Genomic DNA, 16702 nt, shown 5'->3' on the forward strand with positions numbered 1-16702 from the left:
AAATGTGAACGTGAGAAAACAACCCATTATTTTAGCGCTATCCGTGGCATTGCTCGTAGCTGGCTGCTCCCAGCCGGAAGCAGCTGCTCCGTCAGATACGCAGGCAGAAGAAGCGGCGACTCCCGTACAGATTGAACAGGTGAAAAAAGGAGTCGTCAGCAGCGAAGCGGGAATTTCAGCCAAATTGGCTCCAAGCGAGGAAATACAGATCAGTCCCAAAGTCAGCGGGAAAATTACAAGCCTCCCGGTAAAGCTGGGTCAGCCTGTTAAAAAGGGAGAAGTCTTGTTTAAACTGGACGAGACGGATCTCGCCAATACAGTCGCCCAGCAGGAAGCAGCGTATAAAGTGGCACTGGCGAATCTCAAGCAGTCGGGAAGCAGTACGGATCAAAGCCTGGTACAGGCACAAAACAGCTTGAAACAAGCTGAACAAGCACTGACGGATGCCCAGCTGAACCAGCAACGGATGAAACAACTGTTTGATCAAGGGGCTATCTCATCCCAGCAGTTCGAGCAAGCAAACACAAGTCTGATGAATGCACAGACTGCATATGAAAACGCTAAGCAAACGTTGGAAACAACCAAGCAAAAAACAACCCTGCAAGTATCGGAAGCATCCGTGAACCAAGCAGCGGTCGCTTTGCAAAATGCTAGAGAGCAGCTGGCGAATGCAGTCGTGACAGCGCCGATCAGCGGCTTTGTTTCGAGCGTAAACGGAGCGGTTGGACAGATTGCTTCGCAGGGAACTCCCGTTGTCGTCATCGTCAACACAAACCCGCTCTTGGTCAAAGCGAATCTTTCTGAACAAGACATCACAAAAGTCAAAGTGGGTACGGCCGTAAAGGTAAACATCCCGATTCTCGGCAAAGAAGTGGAAGCAAAAGTATCGGCGGTGAGCCCTGTGATGAATTCACAGCTCAAGGCGTATCCGATCGAAATTTCGATCCCGAACCCTTCCAACGAGCTGAAGGCGGACATGGTCGTGAACGTTACGTTTGCAGGTCAAGTCTCCGGCAAGGAAGAGGAGCTGATCGTTCCGCGCAAAGCCGTGTTTGAACGAGAGGGCAAAAAATTTGTATTCCGTATCGAGGATGAAGTCGCCAAGCAGGTGGAAGTCACTACTGGTGAAGAAACGAGCGACCAGATCGTGATTAAATCCGGTTTGGCCGAGGGAGATAAGGTAGTCGTCAAAGGACAGACATTGCTGCAAGACGGTAAAAAAGTATCGATCATTCAGTAATAAAGGCATTTCGGGATGGGCCTGTACGGACCTTCCCGGGAAGGCTGACAAGACAGAAAAGAGCTGTGCAATCGCAGGAGGCTGCGGCACAGCTCTTTTTTTGTGTCGGTTTGGATCAAGCGGTTTGGAACAAAATAACGAAGGAGCCCTCCGCTCAACAGCGTTTATTTCAGTTGTTCATTTAAGATGCTTTCCTCCAGGACAGCAAATTTATCTCCGTATACTTTGGTAATATGTCTTTCTCCCCAGGCACAAAGGGAGTCCAGTATTCCTTTCAAGCTCCACCCATACTCGCTGAGCTCATATTCGACCCTGGGCGGGACTTGGTTGTACACAATTCGGTTTATGACCCCGTCTTCCTCCAGCTCGCGCAATTGTTGTGTCAGCATTTTTTGGGTAATGGCTGGCATCAGCCGTTTCAATTCGCTCGTCCTCTTTTTGCCGTGGGTCAAATGGCAGAGGATGACGCATTTCCATTTGCCTCCGATGACTTCGAGCGTTGCTTCGACAGCGATGTTGTACTTCTTCTTTTGCATGGTGCTACCTCCTGAAAACAGGCACCAAAAAGTGCCTATCATACTTTTGAGTACCTATGACACAAAAAAGTGCGTTCTTTTCTTTTTGACTTATAACTCCCATAATAGCATTTGCCGGCGGAAAATCACTATACTTTTTTATTTAGATAGTCTGTTGGCAACTAGGGCCCTAGAAATAGACACAAACAGGAGGAGGAACCATGCCTTTGGATCATAAGCGTAATATGTGGGCATTGCTGGCATTGGCAGTGAGTGCATTCGCGATAGGAACCACAGAATTTATCAGCGTGGGATTACTGCCGTTGATCGCTCAAGATTTACACATCTCTGTCACGACAGCCGGGCTGACCGTTTCCCTCTATGCACTTGGGGTCACGGTCGGCGCGCCAATCCTGACATCACTGACTTCCACCATGAACCGGAAAACACTTTTGCTATGGATCATGGTCGTCTTTATCGCGGGGAACAGCATTGCAGCCAGTGCGACCAGCGTAAGCATTCTGCTGATAGCCCGTGTTTTGTCCGCCTTCGCGCACGGTGTATTTATGTCAATCGGGTCTACCATCGCCGCCAATTTGGTGCCGGAGGATCGCAGAGCCAGCGCGATCTCGATCATGTTTACAGGCCTTACGGTGGCTACCGTTACTGGAGTGCCGATCGGAACCTTTATCGGTCAACAGTTCGGGTGGCGGCTTGCCTTTGTAGCGATTGTTGCGGTAGGGGCTATCGCCTTGATTGCGAACGGCATCCTGGTTCCTCGCAATTTGGCAAAAGGGATTCGCACAAAATTTGGCGATCAGCTCAAGCTCGTTACAAATGGGCGGTTGCTGCTGGTATTCTTGATTACCGCGTTGGGGTATGGGGGCACGTTCGTCGTCTTCACTTATTTGTCTCCACTGCTTCAGGATATAACAGGGTTTAAAGCTGAAACGGTCGCGGTCATCTTGCTTTTGTACGGCATCGCGATTGCAGTCGGAAACGTAATTGGCGGAAAAGTAGCGAATCGAAAGCCGATTGTGGCCTTGTTTTATATGTTTATCGTGCAAGCGGCAGTCCTTTTTCTTTTGGCGTTCACCGCACCGTTCAAAGTAGCTGGCTTGATTACGATCTTTCTGATGGGACTGTTCGCCTTTATGAACGTGCCTGGTCTGCAAGTGTACGTCGTCATGCTGGCAGAGCGTTTTGTCCCCAGTGCTGTAGATGTCGCCTCAGCGATCAATATCGCCGCCTTTAATGCAGGTATCGCCATCGGCTCCTATCTCGGCGGGGTCATTACCGATTCCATCGGTCTCATTCATACCTCATGGATCGGCGGCTTCATGGTACTGGCGGCTGTCGTCTTGTCCGGCTGGAGTCGGGCATTGGAGCAAAGGGATCAAAGAGAGCAACGCGCATAATCATCATTTCCGTTTCACATAGTCAGGAGGACTTTCATCATGGCAAAACATTTACAAGATACAACAACATTGCATAACGGGGTAAAAATGCCTTGGCTCGGCTTGGGAGTATTTAAGGTAGAAGAAGGGCCGGAATTGGTGAATGCCGTAAAAACCGCTATCGTTCATGGGTACCGGAGTGTCGATACTGCAGCGATTTACGAAAATGAAGCAGGAGTCGGAGAAGGGATCCGTGAAGGGATGAAAGAAGCTCGCATCGCAAGGGAGGAGCTGTTCATCACCTCAAAGGTTTGGAATGCCGATCTGGGATATGAATCGACAATCGCCGCCTACCAGGCAAGCCTGGACAAGCTGGGGCTGGACTATCTTGATCTGTACTTGATACATTGGCCTGTAGCGGGCAAATACAAAGAGGCATGGCGGGCACTAGAGACGCTTTACAAAGAAGGGCGGGTCAAAGCGATCGGGGTCAGCAACTTCCAAATCCATCACCTCGAAGACTTGATGAAGGATGCAGAAATCAAACCGATGGTGAACCAGGTGGAGTACCATCCGCGCTTGACCCAAAAAGAACTTCAGGCGTATTGCCAGAAGCACGGCATTCAGTTGGAAGCGTGGTCGCCGCTCATGCAGGGGCAATTGTTGGATAATCCAGTCCTGCAGGAGATCGCAACAAAGCACGGCAAATCGGTTGCCCAGATCATTTTGCGCTGGGACCTGCAAAACGGAGTGGTTACGATCCCCAAATCGACAAAGGCGCAGCGAATCGTCGAAAACGCTACGGTATTCGATTTTGAGCTGACGAGCGAAGAGATGGAGCGAATCGACAGCTTGAATCAAAATCTCAGAGTCGGTCCGGATCCGGATAACTTTGACTTTTAATAGACCGAAAGCCCTCTTGTTGACTATCGCAAGAGGGCTCCTTTCATAATCGGTTTAGGACCGGTCTTTTTCTTTTCATTATAACAGCGAAAAGGGACCTTGCCTCTACCTGGTTCAGCCTGGTAAGAGGTGAGGTCCCTTTTTTGCGTGTTCCGAGCGAAGCAGTGGGTGGATGGAGCCGCCTCCCCCGCACACGTGCGGTATCACATGGTGAGGTTTCAGCAGGAATCCAGCCCTGCATGTTACCCGATCTCTGCGTTTTTTGAAAATGGCGTTCAATCCACGGTCGTTTCTTTACGCTTGATCATCAAAAGGTAGCACAGGATTGCTCCAATTTCGGCAAGCGCGATGACGACACCCATCGGTACGGCTGTGCCGCTGCCGCCGATCCCGACGAGAGGGGCGACGATGCCGCCGGAAACAAAGGAGAGCAGGCCGATCAGCGCAGAGGCGCTGCCTGCCGCTTTGGCCTGGTTTTGCATCGCCAGTGAAAAAGCAGTCGTACTGACGATACCGACGCTGGATACGACGAGGAATAGCGGCGGCAGGACAGCTGCAAGTCCAGCGCCGATGAGGATCATGGCCAAGAGCGAGATGCCGCCGAACACAGCGATCCCCAGTCCGATGATCAGCAGCTTTTTCTCACTGACGCGTCCGGCAAGCTTTCCGGTAATTTGTCCGGCGATAATGATCCCCAGGCCATTTATGGCAAAGAACAAGCTGAACATTTGCGGCGAAGCCCCGTAAATATTTTGAATCACAAAGGGCGAACCGGAAATGTAAGCAAACATCGCCGCCGACACGAGACCCGAGGACAGCGCGTAGCCCATGAAGTTCCGGTCGGTGAGCAGGCCGCGGAAGGTGGAGAGCGTCTGTGTCAAGCCGCCGGGTGCGCGGCGTTCTGCGGGCAGAGTCTCAGGCAGCTTCAGCAAGACCGCGACCAGCATCAGGACCCCGATTGCTCCAAGTACAATGAATACACCCCGCCAAGACGTTACCTCCAGGAGTTGGCCGCCAAAAATAGGGGCCAGAATCGGAGCAGCACCGTTGACGAGCATCAGCATCGAGGAGAATTTCGTCATTTCTGTCCCGGAGTACATGTCCCGAACCATCGCCCGTGCAATCACGATGCCGGCGGCTCCGGCAACCCCTTGAATGAACCGGAGCGCGACGAAGCCCCAAATCGAAGGCATAAGGGCACACAGCAAAGAGGTGACAATGTAGACGATCAGACCGATCAAAAGCGGCTTGCGCCTGCCCTGTACATCGCTGAGCGGTCCTGCCAAAAGCTGTCCCGCAGAAAGGCCGAGCAGGCAGGATGTCAGGCTTAATTGGACCAAAGAAGTGCTCGTTTGCAATTCTTCGGCGATCTTTGGCAGCGACGGCAGGTACATATCGAGAGACAAAGGTCCAAAAGCGGTTAAAGAACCGAGCACAAGAACCATCATCAAACGGCTGGTGCCAATCGCTTTTTCGGTTGTACGGTTGTACGAAATCATTGGATCACTCACAAGTATCATTCAAACCTTTCTGTGCAAATTTCCGTCGATGAACGCTTCGACGACTGTACATCCTCCAAATCTTTATGCATTTGCTGCAGCAAGCGGCGGAACAGCTCCTTTTCTTCCGGGGTAAAGTGTGCGAAGCACTTTTCTTCGATCTCTTGCAACGCTTCTTTTACCGCTTTCTCTGCTTGGCGTCCTTTTTCGGTGAGAAAGACCCTGGACACTCGCTGATCGTGGGGGTCATTTCTGCGCTCCACCAGTCCTGTCTTGACCATCCGGTTGACCATGACGGTCATCGTGGCTGGCTTGATGTTTAGCTTGCGGGCAAGCTCCTGCTGAATCTGGCCGTCCTCTTCCGCCAGACGGATGAGCAGCGGCGGCTGACCGGGGTAAACATCGTAGGCTTGAATCAAGAGGTCGACATTGTGACGGTACAGCTTCATCACATGGCTCATCAGATGGGTTAGGGCAGTGGAGTAGTCAAAAGCCATGAAGATCCCCCTTCGTTTAGCCGACTAATGAAAATGAGTGTAAAGCTTTGCCTCTTTTTTGTCAATGGATGAACAAGCTGCTTGCTGGGGGAAAAAAGAGGACAAAACGGCACTCCAGAAGCATTGACAAAAGCTGAGAAAGTACGTAAAATAATCCAAACTATTCCGATAAGAGAACTACATGTCGACTAGACCACTAGAGACAGGAATACCTTTCAGGGGGATTCTGTCTCTTTTTTTTAGTGGGGCCCGCGAGAAGGCAAAGAACAGCAGTCAGCCTGGAATACGAGGAGAGAGACAGATGAATATCGAAAATCTGGAAGCTTTTGTTTACGTCGTCCACTTTAACAGCTTTAACAAAGCAGCAGATGCCTTGTTCTTGTCGCAGCCATCCATCACGGCCCGGATTCAATCGCTTGAGCGTGAACTGGACACCAAGCTGTTTCACCGGGAAGGCAGGAAATTCACCCTGACGGAAAAAGGGAGGCAGTTTCTTCCGTATGCGCAGCAGATACTGCAATCGTATAAAAAAGGAAAACAGCAGCTTCAGACAACTGGCGCGGGAATAAAGGAAATACGCCTCGGCTGCACAGCATCGGTATCCCATTACTTGATCCCGGAAATCTTGCCGGTCTTGAGAAAAAAATACCCCGAGCTTCAGATCAAGCTGGTGACAGGACCATCCGAAGCGATTTTGCAAAAGGTGACGGAAAACGAAATCGACCTGGGACTGGTGCGAAACATCACACATCCGCGGATTGATTCGGTCATGTTTTATGAAGACCCGATTCGTCTCTTTGTGTATCCAGGCCATCCGTTATGGGAGCAGGATAATGTCACGATAGAAGAAGCAGGGAATTACTCTTTGGTCTTTTTTGAATGCGGCTCGCTTGACTGGATCAAGCTTCACCGACTGTTTGAGTCCTTGTCCCGACTACCGTCCATCGATCTGTACATAGACAATGTAGAGGCCGCGAAAAAATGCATATGCAAAGGACTGGGGATCGGTTTTTTGCCCGAATCATGCGCGAGAAGGGAAGTACGGGAAAAGCAGCTTTGCCCGATTGCGATACCAGCTCTTACCTCGTTAACCTTGCGAACGAATGTGATCGCACGCAAAGGGGAGGGCGGCGAAATCTGGAACACATTTTTGTCTCTGAGGAAAGAAATCGACTGGAAAAGCAGCTTCCATGAATCACGATTGAACTTCTCTATTCATGAATAGAAAAAGCTGATTACCCAGCCGATTGACTGTGCGAGGAGGCGGTGGTACATTTTTTTACAACAAATCCCGATTAAACAAATCGGAATAATAAAAGTTGACGTTCAGCTTGCCTGCGAGGAGGGAGCGACCATGAGCATTCGGTTAAGTATTTTGGATCAAAGCCAGATTGGCAAGGGGGAGTCGGCAGAAGAAGCGTTTCTTCATACCATCACCTTGGCCCAAACAGCGGAGGAGCTCGGCTACCATCGGTTTTGGGTGTCGGAGCACCACAATTCTGACGACGTCGTCGGCTCTTCGCCCGAAGTGTTGCTTGCATATTTGGCAGCCAAGACAAAGCGTATCCGGCTCGGTTCCGGAGGAGTGATGCTTCAGCATTACAGTCCCTATAAAGTCGCTGAAAATTTCAACGTGCTGGCAGCGTTGGCCCCGGGGCGCATCGATTTGGGCATTGGCCGTGCGCCGGGCGGACTCCCTTTATCCACGAGGGCCCTGCAGCAAGAGGGCGGAACATCAAAGCCGCTGGAGGAAAAGCTCAAGGAGCTGGATGCCTATCTGCATAACAGGATTGAAGAGACGCATCGGCTGTTTGGCTTGCGTGCGACGCCGATCCCGCAAACCCCGGCTCCCATCTATTTGCTCGGAACAAGCACCTCCAGTGCCGAATTGGCCGCACAGGCTGGCTTGCCTTACGTCTTTGCCCAGTTTATCAACGGGGATGAGGCCGTGATACGCGCTGCCTTTATCCGTTACCGAGAACGGTTTTCCGCAAAATCTCCTGCCGAGGCTGCCAAAAGAGAAGCCATTCTGGCGCTGTCGGTGATCGTAGCGGCGACTGATCGGGAAGCCAGGGAATGGGCTTCGGAATACAAGAATGTCAAGATCCATCTCGAAGGCGGGAGAACGTTGACTGTGAACAGCATAGAGGCAGCCGAAGCTTTCGGTGTACAATCCGGGGAAAAGTACAGGATCGAGGTAAAGGAGGCAAATATCATTGCCGGTTCACAAAATACCGTTCGCAATAAGCTGCTGGAGCTTCAGCGCGTCTATCAGGTCGACGAACTGATCATCACCGTGCCGCTCAAGGATTTCCACAGGCGTCTCGACTCGTATGTGCAAGTAAAGGAAGCATTCGCGGACGAGTCGATACCAAGCCGGTAGGGGACTCCGCCTTTGTCCACAAATCAAATGGAGGGAATGTTATGAAAAAAACAGCGTTGTTATCTTTGTTGATCGGCACCTTCCTGGTTGCATCCGGTTGCTCTCCCGGCCCGGTAACCCAAGGGGCAGGGGGAAGTCTGGCGAGCGCGGCTTCCGGCGTCAAAACGGTTGTGGTGGGTACGGGCACTTCATTTCCGAACATCTGCTTTATTGATGAAAATGGCAAGCTGACCGGCTATGATGTCGAGCTGATCAGAGAGATCGACAGGCGGCTTCCAGACTACGAATTTGAATTGAAAACCTTTGAGTTCAAAAACCTCCTGCTCAGCCTGGAGACAAGCAAGATCGATCTGATCGCCCATCAGATGGAAGTAAATGAAGAAAGAAAGGCCAAGTTCTTGTTCAACGATGAGGCTTACAATATTTTTCCCAACAAGGTTGTCGTTCGCCAGGACAACAACGAGGTACGCTCCATCGAGGATTTGAAGGGGAAAAAGCTGATCGTGACTGCGACGAGCAATGCCGCGGTGCTCGCTGAGAAGTGGAACAAAGAGCATGGCAATCCGATCAACATCGTCTACACCGGCACGGGCGAGGATGCCAATGCCCAGATCAAATCGGGGCGGGTCGACGCAACCATCAGCACCCAGTTTGCCATCGATTTTCTCAATAAATCGGTGGATGCCCAGTTGAAAACGGTCGGGGAGCCGCTTTCGAATTCGAAAGTCTATTACATTTTGCGAAAAGACGCGACGGAGCTGAAGCAGCGAATCGATGAAGCCTTGCGGGAAATCAAGGCAGACGGAACGCTGGCGAAATTAAGCACAGAATGGCTGGGCGGTGACTACACCGTTGAGCAGTAATGGAGTCTTTTCGTCGCGAGGGAGGCAAACGCCATGGGCAAAGCATTTGACCCGGCATTAATCTTTGAGTTTCTCCCCAAGCTGCTGGCGTATTTGCCGGTGACGCTGTTCATCCTCGTCGCAGCACTTTTCTTTGGCTTATGGCTGGCTCTTTTGATCGCGCTGCCCCGGTTGTACAACGTGCCGGTACTCAGCCAGCTCGCAGCGATTTACGTTTCCTTTATCCGGGGAACGCCGGTATTGATCCAGTTGTTTCTCGTCTTTTACGGGCTCCCGGCGTTTTTGCAACTGTTTCATCTGGACGTTTCGCGGGCAAACCCTTTGTTTTTCGTCATTGCGACGTATTCCTTGAGCAGTGCTGCCTTTTTCTCGGAGACGATCCGCGCTGCAGTCAACAGTGTGGACCGTGGACAAATAGAAGCGGCGTACGCTGCAGGCTTGACGGGTAGGCAGGCGTTCGTACGAATCGTTTTGCCGCAAGCGGGGATGATCGCTTTTCCCAACTTTGCCAATTCCGTCATCGGGTTTCTCAAGGACACATCGCTTGCTTTCAGCATCGGCGTGATGGATATGATGGGGCGGGGGCAGACACTGATCTCGGCAACGGCGCATGCGCTCGAAGTGTATATCGGGCTGGCGATCATTTATTATCTCGTCGTAATCGTACTGGAAAAAGGCTTTGCCCGCGCAGAGCGGAGGCTGCAGAGGCATGAGAGAAAGTGGGCAAGCGCCTGACATCATTTTGCGGAAAGGGCGTATCAGATGACAATTGACATTCCGTTTATCATTACGTGCTTCTTCGAAATTGTAACGGCTCTGCCGCTCACGCTCGTCATCACGGTCATTCCGCTGATCATCGGGTTCGGGATTGGCGTGGTCACGGCACTGATGCGTATCTACAAGGTGCGGTTTCTCCACCGGATCGCCGATTTTTACGTTTCCTTTCTGCGAGGAACGCCTGTTGTGCTGCATGTGCTGATCATTTACTTTGCCCTGCCGCTTTTGATCGCCAAGCTTTCCGATCAATTCGGATGGGGTATTGACACCGCTTCGATTCCGATTCTGGTTTTTGTGCTGACGGCCTTTTCGTTGACGGCAGGTGCCTACATGTCGGAGATTATCCGCTCCGGTATTTTGTCGGTCAACCAAGGCCAGGTCGAAGCGGCTTACGCCGTCGGGATGAGCACCCGCCAAGCGCTGTGGAGGATTGTTTTGCCGCAAGCGATCGGGATCATTTTGCCGAATTTGTGCAATCTGTTTATCGGATTTTTGCACACTTCCACATTCGCATTCACCGTCTCGCAGATGGAACTGCTGGGAAAGGCGAACGTCGTCGCCTCCGTCAATCTGAAGTTTCTGGAGACTTTCATCGCGGCCGCGTTGATCTACTGGGGGATGACCATTATCGCTGAGAGGATCACCGCTTTTCTGGAAAAGCGTGTTACAGCGTACAACCGGGGAGGTATCGCATGATTCAACTGCAAAATATCCGCAAGTCATACGGAAGCCATGAGGTGCTGAAAGGCATCGACCTGACGGTAAACAAAGGGGATGTTGTAGTCATCCTCGGGCCAAGCGGTTCGGGAAAAACAACACTGTTGCGCTGCGTCAATTTTTTGGAGCGGCCGTCAGACGGTCAGGTGACGATCAGCGGCTTCACCGTCGATTGCAAGCAGCCGGGCAAACAGAACGTTTTGAAGCTCCGCAGAAAAACGGCGATGGTGTTTCAGCATTACAACCTGTTCAAGCACAAGACAGCTCTGGAAAATGTGATGGAAGGCCTCGTCGTCGCACAAAAGCTACCGAAAGAAGAAGCAAAGCAAAAAAGCCTCGACGTCCTGGAAAAAGTGGGGTTGTCTGACAAGATTCATCACTATCCCAGCCAGCTCTCCGGCGGACAGCAGCAGCGTGTCGGGATCGCTCGTGCACTGGCTTTGAGTCCGGAGGTGATCTTGTTTGACGAGCCGACGTCCGCTCTGGACCCGGAGCTGGTGGGCGAGGTTCTGGCGGTTATCAAAAAGATCGCGCGGGAAGGCGTGACGATGATCGTAGTCACCCATGAGATGGGATTTGCCAGAGAAGTGGCCAACCATATCGTGTTCATGGACGGCGGGGTGATCGTTGAGGAAGGCCCACCGAATGAGATTTTTTCAAATCCGAAAGAAGAGCGGACCAAACAGTTCGTAAGGCGGATCACTCCAGAATGGAGCTATGTGATCTGAATCGTTTGGGAGGTGTTTTGCATGAGCGACCAGTTTCGTCTGGCGACAGTAAAGGACGCGGAGAAGCTTCTGGAGCTGATCAAAAGAGCGTATCAAACCATCCGGGAGCTGGAAATCGAGTTTACCGCTGTCCACGCAGATATGGAGATGATCCTCGAAAACCTGTCCGAGCATACATGCTTTGTTCTGGAGAGGGAGGGCAGGCTGCTCGCGACAATCTCTTTGCGTTCCTTGGTAGAGGTGACGGAATATCCCTTTTTGTACTGGTTTGCGGTAGACCCTGACTGCAAAAACCAGGGCATCGGCTCAAGGCTGCTCAGGTATGTGGAAGAAACGGTTGTCCGCGATACGCTGCATGCCCCTTGTGTAACGCTGGCGACATCCAGAAAGCACCCATGGCTGTTGTCGATGTACGAAAGAAACGGATATACCCCGTTTTATGAGCGGGATTTGGGTCATGATGACAAGCTTGTGTTTTTGCAAAAACGGCTCATTCACAGCCCGACTGCCGCAAGCGAAACGCACAATGAGGAGGTGTCCATTTGACGATTACAGCCGAAGATCTGCTCAGAGAAGCAGCGGAATACCATAGCAAGCTCGTCGAGATCAGGCGAGAGCTCCACAGCTATCCGGAGCTGTCCTGGGAGGAGCACCGGACGACGAGGAAAATTCGCGACACGCTCACAGAGGCCGGGATCAGCATATTGCCGCTGGCGATTCCGGTAGGCGTATTGGCAGAGATTACAGGAGCTGCGCCGGGACCCACCGTAGCGCTTCGGGCAGATATTGATGCCTTGCCGATTCAGGAGGAGAGCGGGCTGCCCTACGCTTCTTTGGTCAAGGGAAGGATGCACGCGTGCGGCCACGACTTCCACACCTCTGTGATTTTGGGAGCTGCTCTTTTACTGCAAAAACACGCGGCCAAGCTGCCTGGACGCGTTCGCTTGCTGTTTCAGCCGGCAGAGGAAAAGGGCACAGGGGCCAAAGCAATGATCGAAGCAGGAGCATTGGAAGGCGTGAGCGCCATTTTCGGGATGCACAATAAACCGGACTTGCCGGTCGGGACCATTGGACTTCTAAGCGGACCGCTGATGGCGAGTGTGGACGGCTTCAACATCACGGTTTCCGGAAAAGCGGGCCATGCCGCGGTGCCGGATGCGGCCATTGACCCGATCGTGGCCGCAAGCGCGATCGTCGGGGGATTGCAAACGGCTGTAAGCCGGAGCATCAGCCCTTTTGAAAGCGCGGTTGTCAGCGTCTGCCAATTTCACGCCGGCACGTCGTGGAATGTCATACCCGATACAGCAGCTTTGGACGGTACTGTTCGCACGTTTCATCCGCAGGTGCGGCAGAAAATACCGGAGCTGCTTGAGCGGATCGCGACCGGAATTGCAGCAGGCTTCGGAGCCCGGGCCGAACTGGAATGGTTCGCGGGAACACCGTCAGTAGACAATCACCCGGCGGCGACAGAAGTGTTTCACAGTGCAGCGGAGGCACTGCGCCTGAACGTCGTGGAGGCAAAGCCTTCGGCAGGCGGTGAAGATTTTGCCCATTATCAACAAGTCGTGCCAGGCAGCTTCGCTTGGATTGGGACCAGCGGGAGCGAAGAGTGGCATCATCCGAAATTTACTGTAAATGAAGACGCCTTGTCGCCGGGTGCCGCTCTGTTTGCACTGGCTGCCATCCATGCGCTGGAGCGGTGGGAGACGGACAACGAGCTGCAATTGGAACGGTACGCTTGACTGATCGAAAGGGGAGGAAATAGACAATGACGCAAAAAAGACAGTTGAAGCTAGGCACGATGCTGCATGGACCGGGCGGGCACGTAGCTGCATGGAGACATCCGGATGCCGTCGCGGATGCCAGCGTAAACCTTGCCTTTTACAAAAGACTGGTGAGAAAGGCGGAGGAAGGAAAGTTCGATCTTGTCTTCGTGGCGGATGGGCTATACATTACGGAAAAATCCCACCCCAATTTTTTAAACCGGTTCGAGCCGATCACCCTGCTCGCAGCATTGGCTGGTTTCAGCACTCATATCGGGCTGGTCGGGACACTCTCGACGTCTTACAGCGAACCCTTTACCGTGGCAAGACAGTTCGCCTCCATCGACCTGATCAGCAACGGTCGCGCAGGGTGGAACGCGGTCACCTCTCCATTGGAAGGCTCCGCTCTGAACTACAGCAAGCCTGCACATCCGTCGCATGAGCTGCGTTACCGCATTGCCCATGAGTTTCTCCAGGTAACCAAAGGACTGTGGGATTCGTGGGAAGATGACGCTTTTGTCCGCGACAAACAAACGGGTGTCTTTTTCCATCCGGAAAAGATGCATCGGCTGAATCACACAGGAGAATTTTTCTCTGTCCAGGGACCGCTCAATATCGGCAGGTCCAGGCAGGGACAGCCGGTCATCTTTCAAGCGGGCTCCTCCGAAGCAGGCAAAGAGCTGGCAGCAAAAGAAGCCGATGCCGTTTTTACCAATCACGACAACATCGAGGCAGCCAAGCGCTTCTACCAGGACGTAAAGGCAAGAGCCGCCCGCTATGGCAGGGCTCCTGAAGAGATTCTCATTTTTCCGGGGATTGCCCCGATTATCGGGCACACACAGGAGGAAGCCGAGCGCAAGTACGAGCAGATTGCGGGACTGGTGCATATTGACGATGCGCTCAATTATCTGGGCAGATTCTTTGACCACTTTGATTTTTCCCAGTTTCCGCTCGACGAACCGCTTCCCGATCTGGGCGAATTGGGCAGCGAAGGCTTCAAAAGCACGACGGATTGGATCAAGCGGATGGCCAGGGAGGAAAACCTGACGCTACGCCAGTTGGCCCTTCGCGTGACCACCCCCCGAAAAGGCTTCATCGGTACGCCCGAGCAGGTAGCCGATGAGATTCAGGAGTGGTTCGAGGCAGGAGCGGCGGACGGCTTCATGATCGGCAGCGCGGTCGTGCCGGTCGGTCTTGATGACTTTGTGGAGCTCGTCGTGCCGATCCTGCAGCAGCGCGGCTTGTTCCGCACAGAGTACGAGCATGATACATTGCGGGGAAATCTGGGGATTCCCGTACCTCCTAACCGCTATCGTTCGGGACAAAGCACTGCTTCTGAAAAAAGCAGAGCACCAGAGCTGGAGGCGAGCAAACAGTAGTTATAAACCGATCAAACCCGTATTGGGCGAACGGCTTCTCACCGAATTCAGACGGACAAGGAGCGAAAAGACAAGTCACGTATGTAACGGTTATCCATGCCTTTCATAAGGAGGGAGCAATGTGAGCCTCACAAAAATCGATATACGTCATTACCTCGCAATATACGAGCAACTGAAGCAAGCGATTGAAGGGTTGACCGAAGACGGGCTGAGATGGAAGGAGTCGCCTGAAAAATGGAGCATTACCGAAGTGCTGTCCCACCTGGCCGACCATAACCTCGTCGTATCCTTTCGAATCAGGGAAATTCTCTCCGGATCAACAGCGCGGCTGCCCGGCTTTTCGCAAGATGCGTGGGTAAGCAATACGAAGGCGAATGAAGGATCAGTTGCGGAGATTCTGCGTGTATACCAAGCGTTGCTTTCCTATAATAGTGAGCTGTTTGGCAGACTTTCTGAGGATGATTGGCAGAAGAGCGGGGGTCAGGTAAACGGGAAGACTGTAAGACTGGCCGATGTTGTTCAGGCATTTATTGCCCATGTGCAATTGCATCTGGCGCAGATTGATCGGATCAAGCAAGCCTTGGCAGAGGACAAATGAACGGTAGAGAACACAAACGAAATGGAGCGATAATACAGGATGATGACAGGAGCCGGGGCAGGAAAGCTTCCCGGTTCTTTTTTCTTGCGGAGCCCTGTATCGTTTAGAACAGAATGAGCCAACTTACAAAATGTATGAAATGTTCGTCCCACTTTTATTTACTATATAACATGCGCGGGAATGGTCGCTGAAGTATGATAGTCTTCTAGAAAGTGATAATTTTTGAATATTCAAAAGGGTGTGATAATAGGATGATCTGGGATTTTCAATTCAATTTGCCGACACGTATCGAATTTGGGAATGGGAAAATCAAGGAATTGGGAAGATGCATTCGAGAATTGGGAGGCACGAAGGCGTTAGTCGTTACCGATCAAGGGATTGTCAAATCCGGTATTTTGAAAACGGTTACAGAAATGTTGGAAGCAAATGCGGTTGCATACGCCGTTTTTGATCAGGTCAAGCCGAATCCGCGCGATGTGGATTGCATGGAAGCCTATCGAATCGCCCGGGAGGCTGGCGTGGACGTCCTGATCGGACTGGGCGGAGGCAGTTCCATGGACACAGCCAAAGCGGTCGGGACACTGCTTACACACGGGGGACAGATCAGCGATTGGTACGGGCTGAATGTGCTTCAAGAGCCGATCACTCCACTGCTCTGCATCCCTACAACCGCCGGTACCGGCAGTGAAGTTACATTCTTCTCGGTCATTACGGACACGGAAACAAAGCTGAAAATGAATATTTTGGACACGCGGCTGGCACCCAGGATTGCACTGTTGGACCCAGAGCTTACAGTCACACTTCCTTCGCATGTGACGGCATCGACGGGTATGGATGCCTTGACGCATGCGATTGAAGCCTATACGTGCAACATTTCTGAGCCGATCACGGATGCGCTGGCCCTGTATGCGATCGATCAGATCGTCCGGTATCTCCCGATCGCAGTGGCTGACGGAACCAATCTGGAGGCGCGCAAACAAATGCTGGCAGCAAGCTTGATCGCCGGGATCGCTTTCGGCAACTCCGATGTCGGCGGCGTCCACTGCATGGCGGAGGCTCTCGGCGGATTGTATGACACGCCACATGGAGTGGCCAACTCGATGCTCCTGCCGTTCGTATTTGAATACAACATCCCTGCAGATCCCGAGAAGCATGCCGTCGTGGCTGAACGCCTCGGAGCGGTGAGAGGAGATCGATCGGCAGAGGAGACGGCGCGAGAGGGTGTCCGGCTGTTGAAGAAGCTTGCTGAGACCGTGCACATTCCGAAAATGAAGGACCTGGGAAATGTGAATCCGGACGACTTTTTGTATCTGGCAGAAGCGGCGACGCAGAATGTGTCGGCTCCGAGCAACCCGCGTCCAGCGACGAAGGAAGATTACTTGCGCCTTTTCCGTATGGCTTACGAGGGATAGTATTTGCACAAAAATCGGATGAGAAGGATGA

The 16702-nt window shown here is 52.3% G+C and carries 17 protein-coding genes; 14 read left to right on the forward strand and 3 right to left on the reverse strand.

The window, feature by feature from the left end:
- Positions 1-4 precede the first annotated feature (4 nt).
- Positions 5-1240: an efflux RND transporter periplasmic adaptor subunit gene (locus NST37_RS12530; protein WP_024984751.1), complete on the forward strand. Its 1236-nt coding sequence runs from the start codon at positions 5-7 to the stop codon at positions 1238-1240.
- Positions 1241-1404: 164 nt separating this feature from the next.
- On the opposite strand, the gene NST37_RS12535 is transcribed toward NST37_RS12530, so the two are convergent.
- Entirely contained in the window at positions 1405-1776 is a 372-nt protein-coding gene (locus NST37_RS12535; RefSeq protein ID WP_003386848.1) for a helix-turn-helix domain-containing protein, read from the reverse strand.
- 200 nt (positions 1777-1976) lie between these two features.
- On the opposite strand from NST37_RS12535, the gene NST37_RS12540 reads away from it, so the two are divergent.
- Together NST37_RS12540 and NST37_RS12545 are read left to right on the forward strand one after the other, a co-directional pair.
- On the forward strand, positions 1977-3173 hold the full coding sequence (locus tag NST37_RS12540) for an MFS transporter (RefSeq protein ID WP_327956119.1): 1197 nt from the start codon (positions 1977-1979) through the stop codon (positions 3171-3173).
- A 39-nt stretch (positions 3174-3212) separates the two neighbouring features.
- Complete coding sequence (locus NST37_RS12545; protein WP_003386845.1) at positions 3213-4055, forward strand: aldo/keto reductase; 843 nt, start codon at positions 3213-3215, stop codon at positions 4053-4055.
- Positions 4056-4330: 275 nt separating this feature from the next.
- On the opposite strand, the gene NST37_RS12550 is transcribed toward NST37_RS12545, so the two are convergent.
- Both NST37_RS12550 and NST37_RS12555 read right to left on the reverse strand, forming a co-directional pair.
- A complete protein-coding gene (locus NST37_RS12550; protein WP_035989194.1) occupies positions 4331-5554 on the reverse strand; it encodes a multidrug effflux MFS transporter in 1224 nt (407 codons plus the stop codon).
- A 17-nt stretch (positions 5555-5571) separates the two neighbouring features.
- Positions 5572-6051, reverse strand: coding sequence for a MarR family transcriptional regulator (locus NST37_RS12555; protein ID WP_003386841.1), 480 nt, complete (start codon positions 6049-6051; stop codon positions 5572-5574).
- Between the two features lie 301 nt (positions 6052-6352).
- Here NST37_RS12555 and NST37_RS12560 point away from each other — a divergent pair, with 301 nt between their 5' ends.
- The 11 genes from NST37_RS12560 (at position 6353) to NST37_RS12610 (ending at position 16671) form a co-directional block, all read left to right on the forward strand.
- The gene (locus tag NST37_RS12560) at positions 6353-7276 is read left to right on the forward strand and encodes a LysR family transcriptional regulator (RefSeq protein ID WP_003386840.1); all 924 of its coding nucleotides are present in this window, start codon (positions 6353-6355) and stop codon (positions 7274-7276) included.
- Between the two features lie 129 nt (positions 7277-7405).
- Positions 7406-8434 (forward strand): LLM class flavin-dependent oxidoreductase, encoded by a 1029-nt coding sequence (locus NST37_RS12565; protein WP_003386839.1) that lies wholly within the window; start codon positions 7406-7408, stop codon positions 8432-8434.
- Between the two features lie 41 nt (positions 8435-8475).
- Complete coding sequence (locus NST37_RS12570) at positions 8476-9297, forward strand: amino acid ABC transporter substrate-binding protein (RefSeq protein WP_003386838.1); 822 nt, start codon at positions 8476-8478, stop codon at positions 9295-9297.
- Between the two features lie 33 nt (positions 9298-9330).
- Positions 9331-10032, forward strand: coding sequence for an amino acid ABC transporter permease (locus tag NST37_RS12575; RefSeq protein WP_024984746.1), 702 nt, complete (start codon positions 9331-9333; stop codon positions 10030-10032).
- Between the two features lie 27 nt (positions 10033-10059).
- The gene (locus tag NST37_RS12580; RefSeq protein ID WP_339186729.1) at positions 10060-10770 is read left to right on the forward strand and encodes an amino acid ABC transporter permease; all 711 of its coding nucleotides are present in this window, start codon (positions 10060-10062) and stop codon (positions 10768-10770) included.
- Entirely contained in the window at positions 10767-11519 is a 753-nt protein-coding gene (locus tag NST37_RS12585) for an amino acid ABC transporter ATP-binding protein (RefSeq protein WP_172920306.1), read from the forward strand. Before NST37_RS12580 ends, NST37_RS12585 begins: the two co-directional genes overlap by 4 nt.
- 21 nt (positions 11520-11540) lie before the next feature.
- Entirely contained in the window at positions 11541-12065 is a 525-nt protein-coding gene (locus NST37_RS12590) for a GNAT family N-acetyltransferase (protein WP_003386832.1), read from the forward strand.
- Between the two features lie 2 nt (positions 12066-12067).
- On the forward strand, positions 12068-13261 hold the full coding sequence (locus NST37_RS12595; RefSeq protein ID WP_311068471.1) for an amidohydrolase: 1194 nt from the start codon (positions 12068-12070) through the stop codon (positions 13259-13261).
- Between the two features lie 26 nt (positions 13262-13287).
- Complete coding sequence (locus NST37_RS12600) at positions 13288-14661, forward strand: LLM class flavin-dependent oxidoreductase (RefSeq protein WP_031933340.1); 1374 nt, start codon at positions 13288-13290, stop codon at positions 14659-14661.
- A 121-nt stretch (positions 14662-14782) separates the two neighbouring features.
- Entirely contained in the window at positions 14783-15259 is a 477-nt protein-coding gene (locus NST37_RS12605) for a DinB family protein (RefSeq protein WP_172920304.1), read from the forward strand.
- A gap of 251 nt (positions 15260-15510) precedes the next feature.
- Entirely contained in the window at positions 15511-16671 is a 1161-nt protein-coding gene (locus NST37_RS12610; RefSeq protein ID WP_003386828.1) for an iron-containing alcohol dehydrogenase, read from the forward strand.
- The last annotated feature ends 31 nt before the right edge of the window (positions 16672-16702 follow it).

The sequence above is a fragment of the Brevibacillus sp. FSL K6-6036 genome (assembly GCF_037964015.1).
Classification (GTDB): domain Bacteria; phylum Bacillota; class Bacilli; order Brevibacillales; family Brevibacillaceae; genus Brevibacillus; species Brevibacillus borstelensis.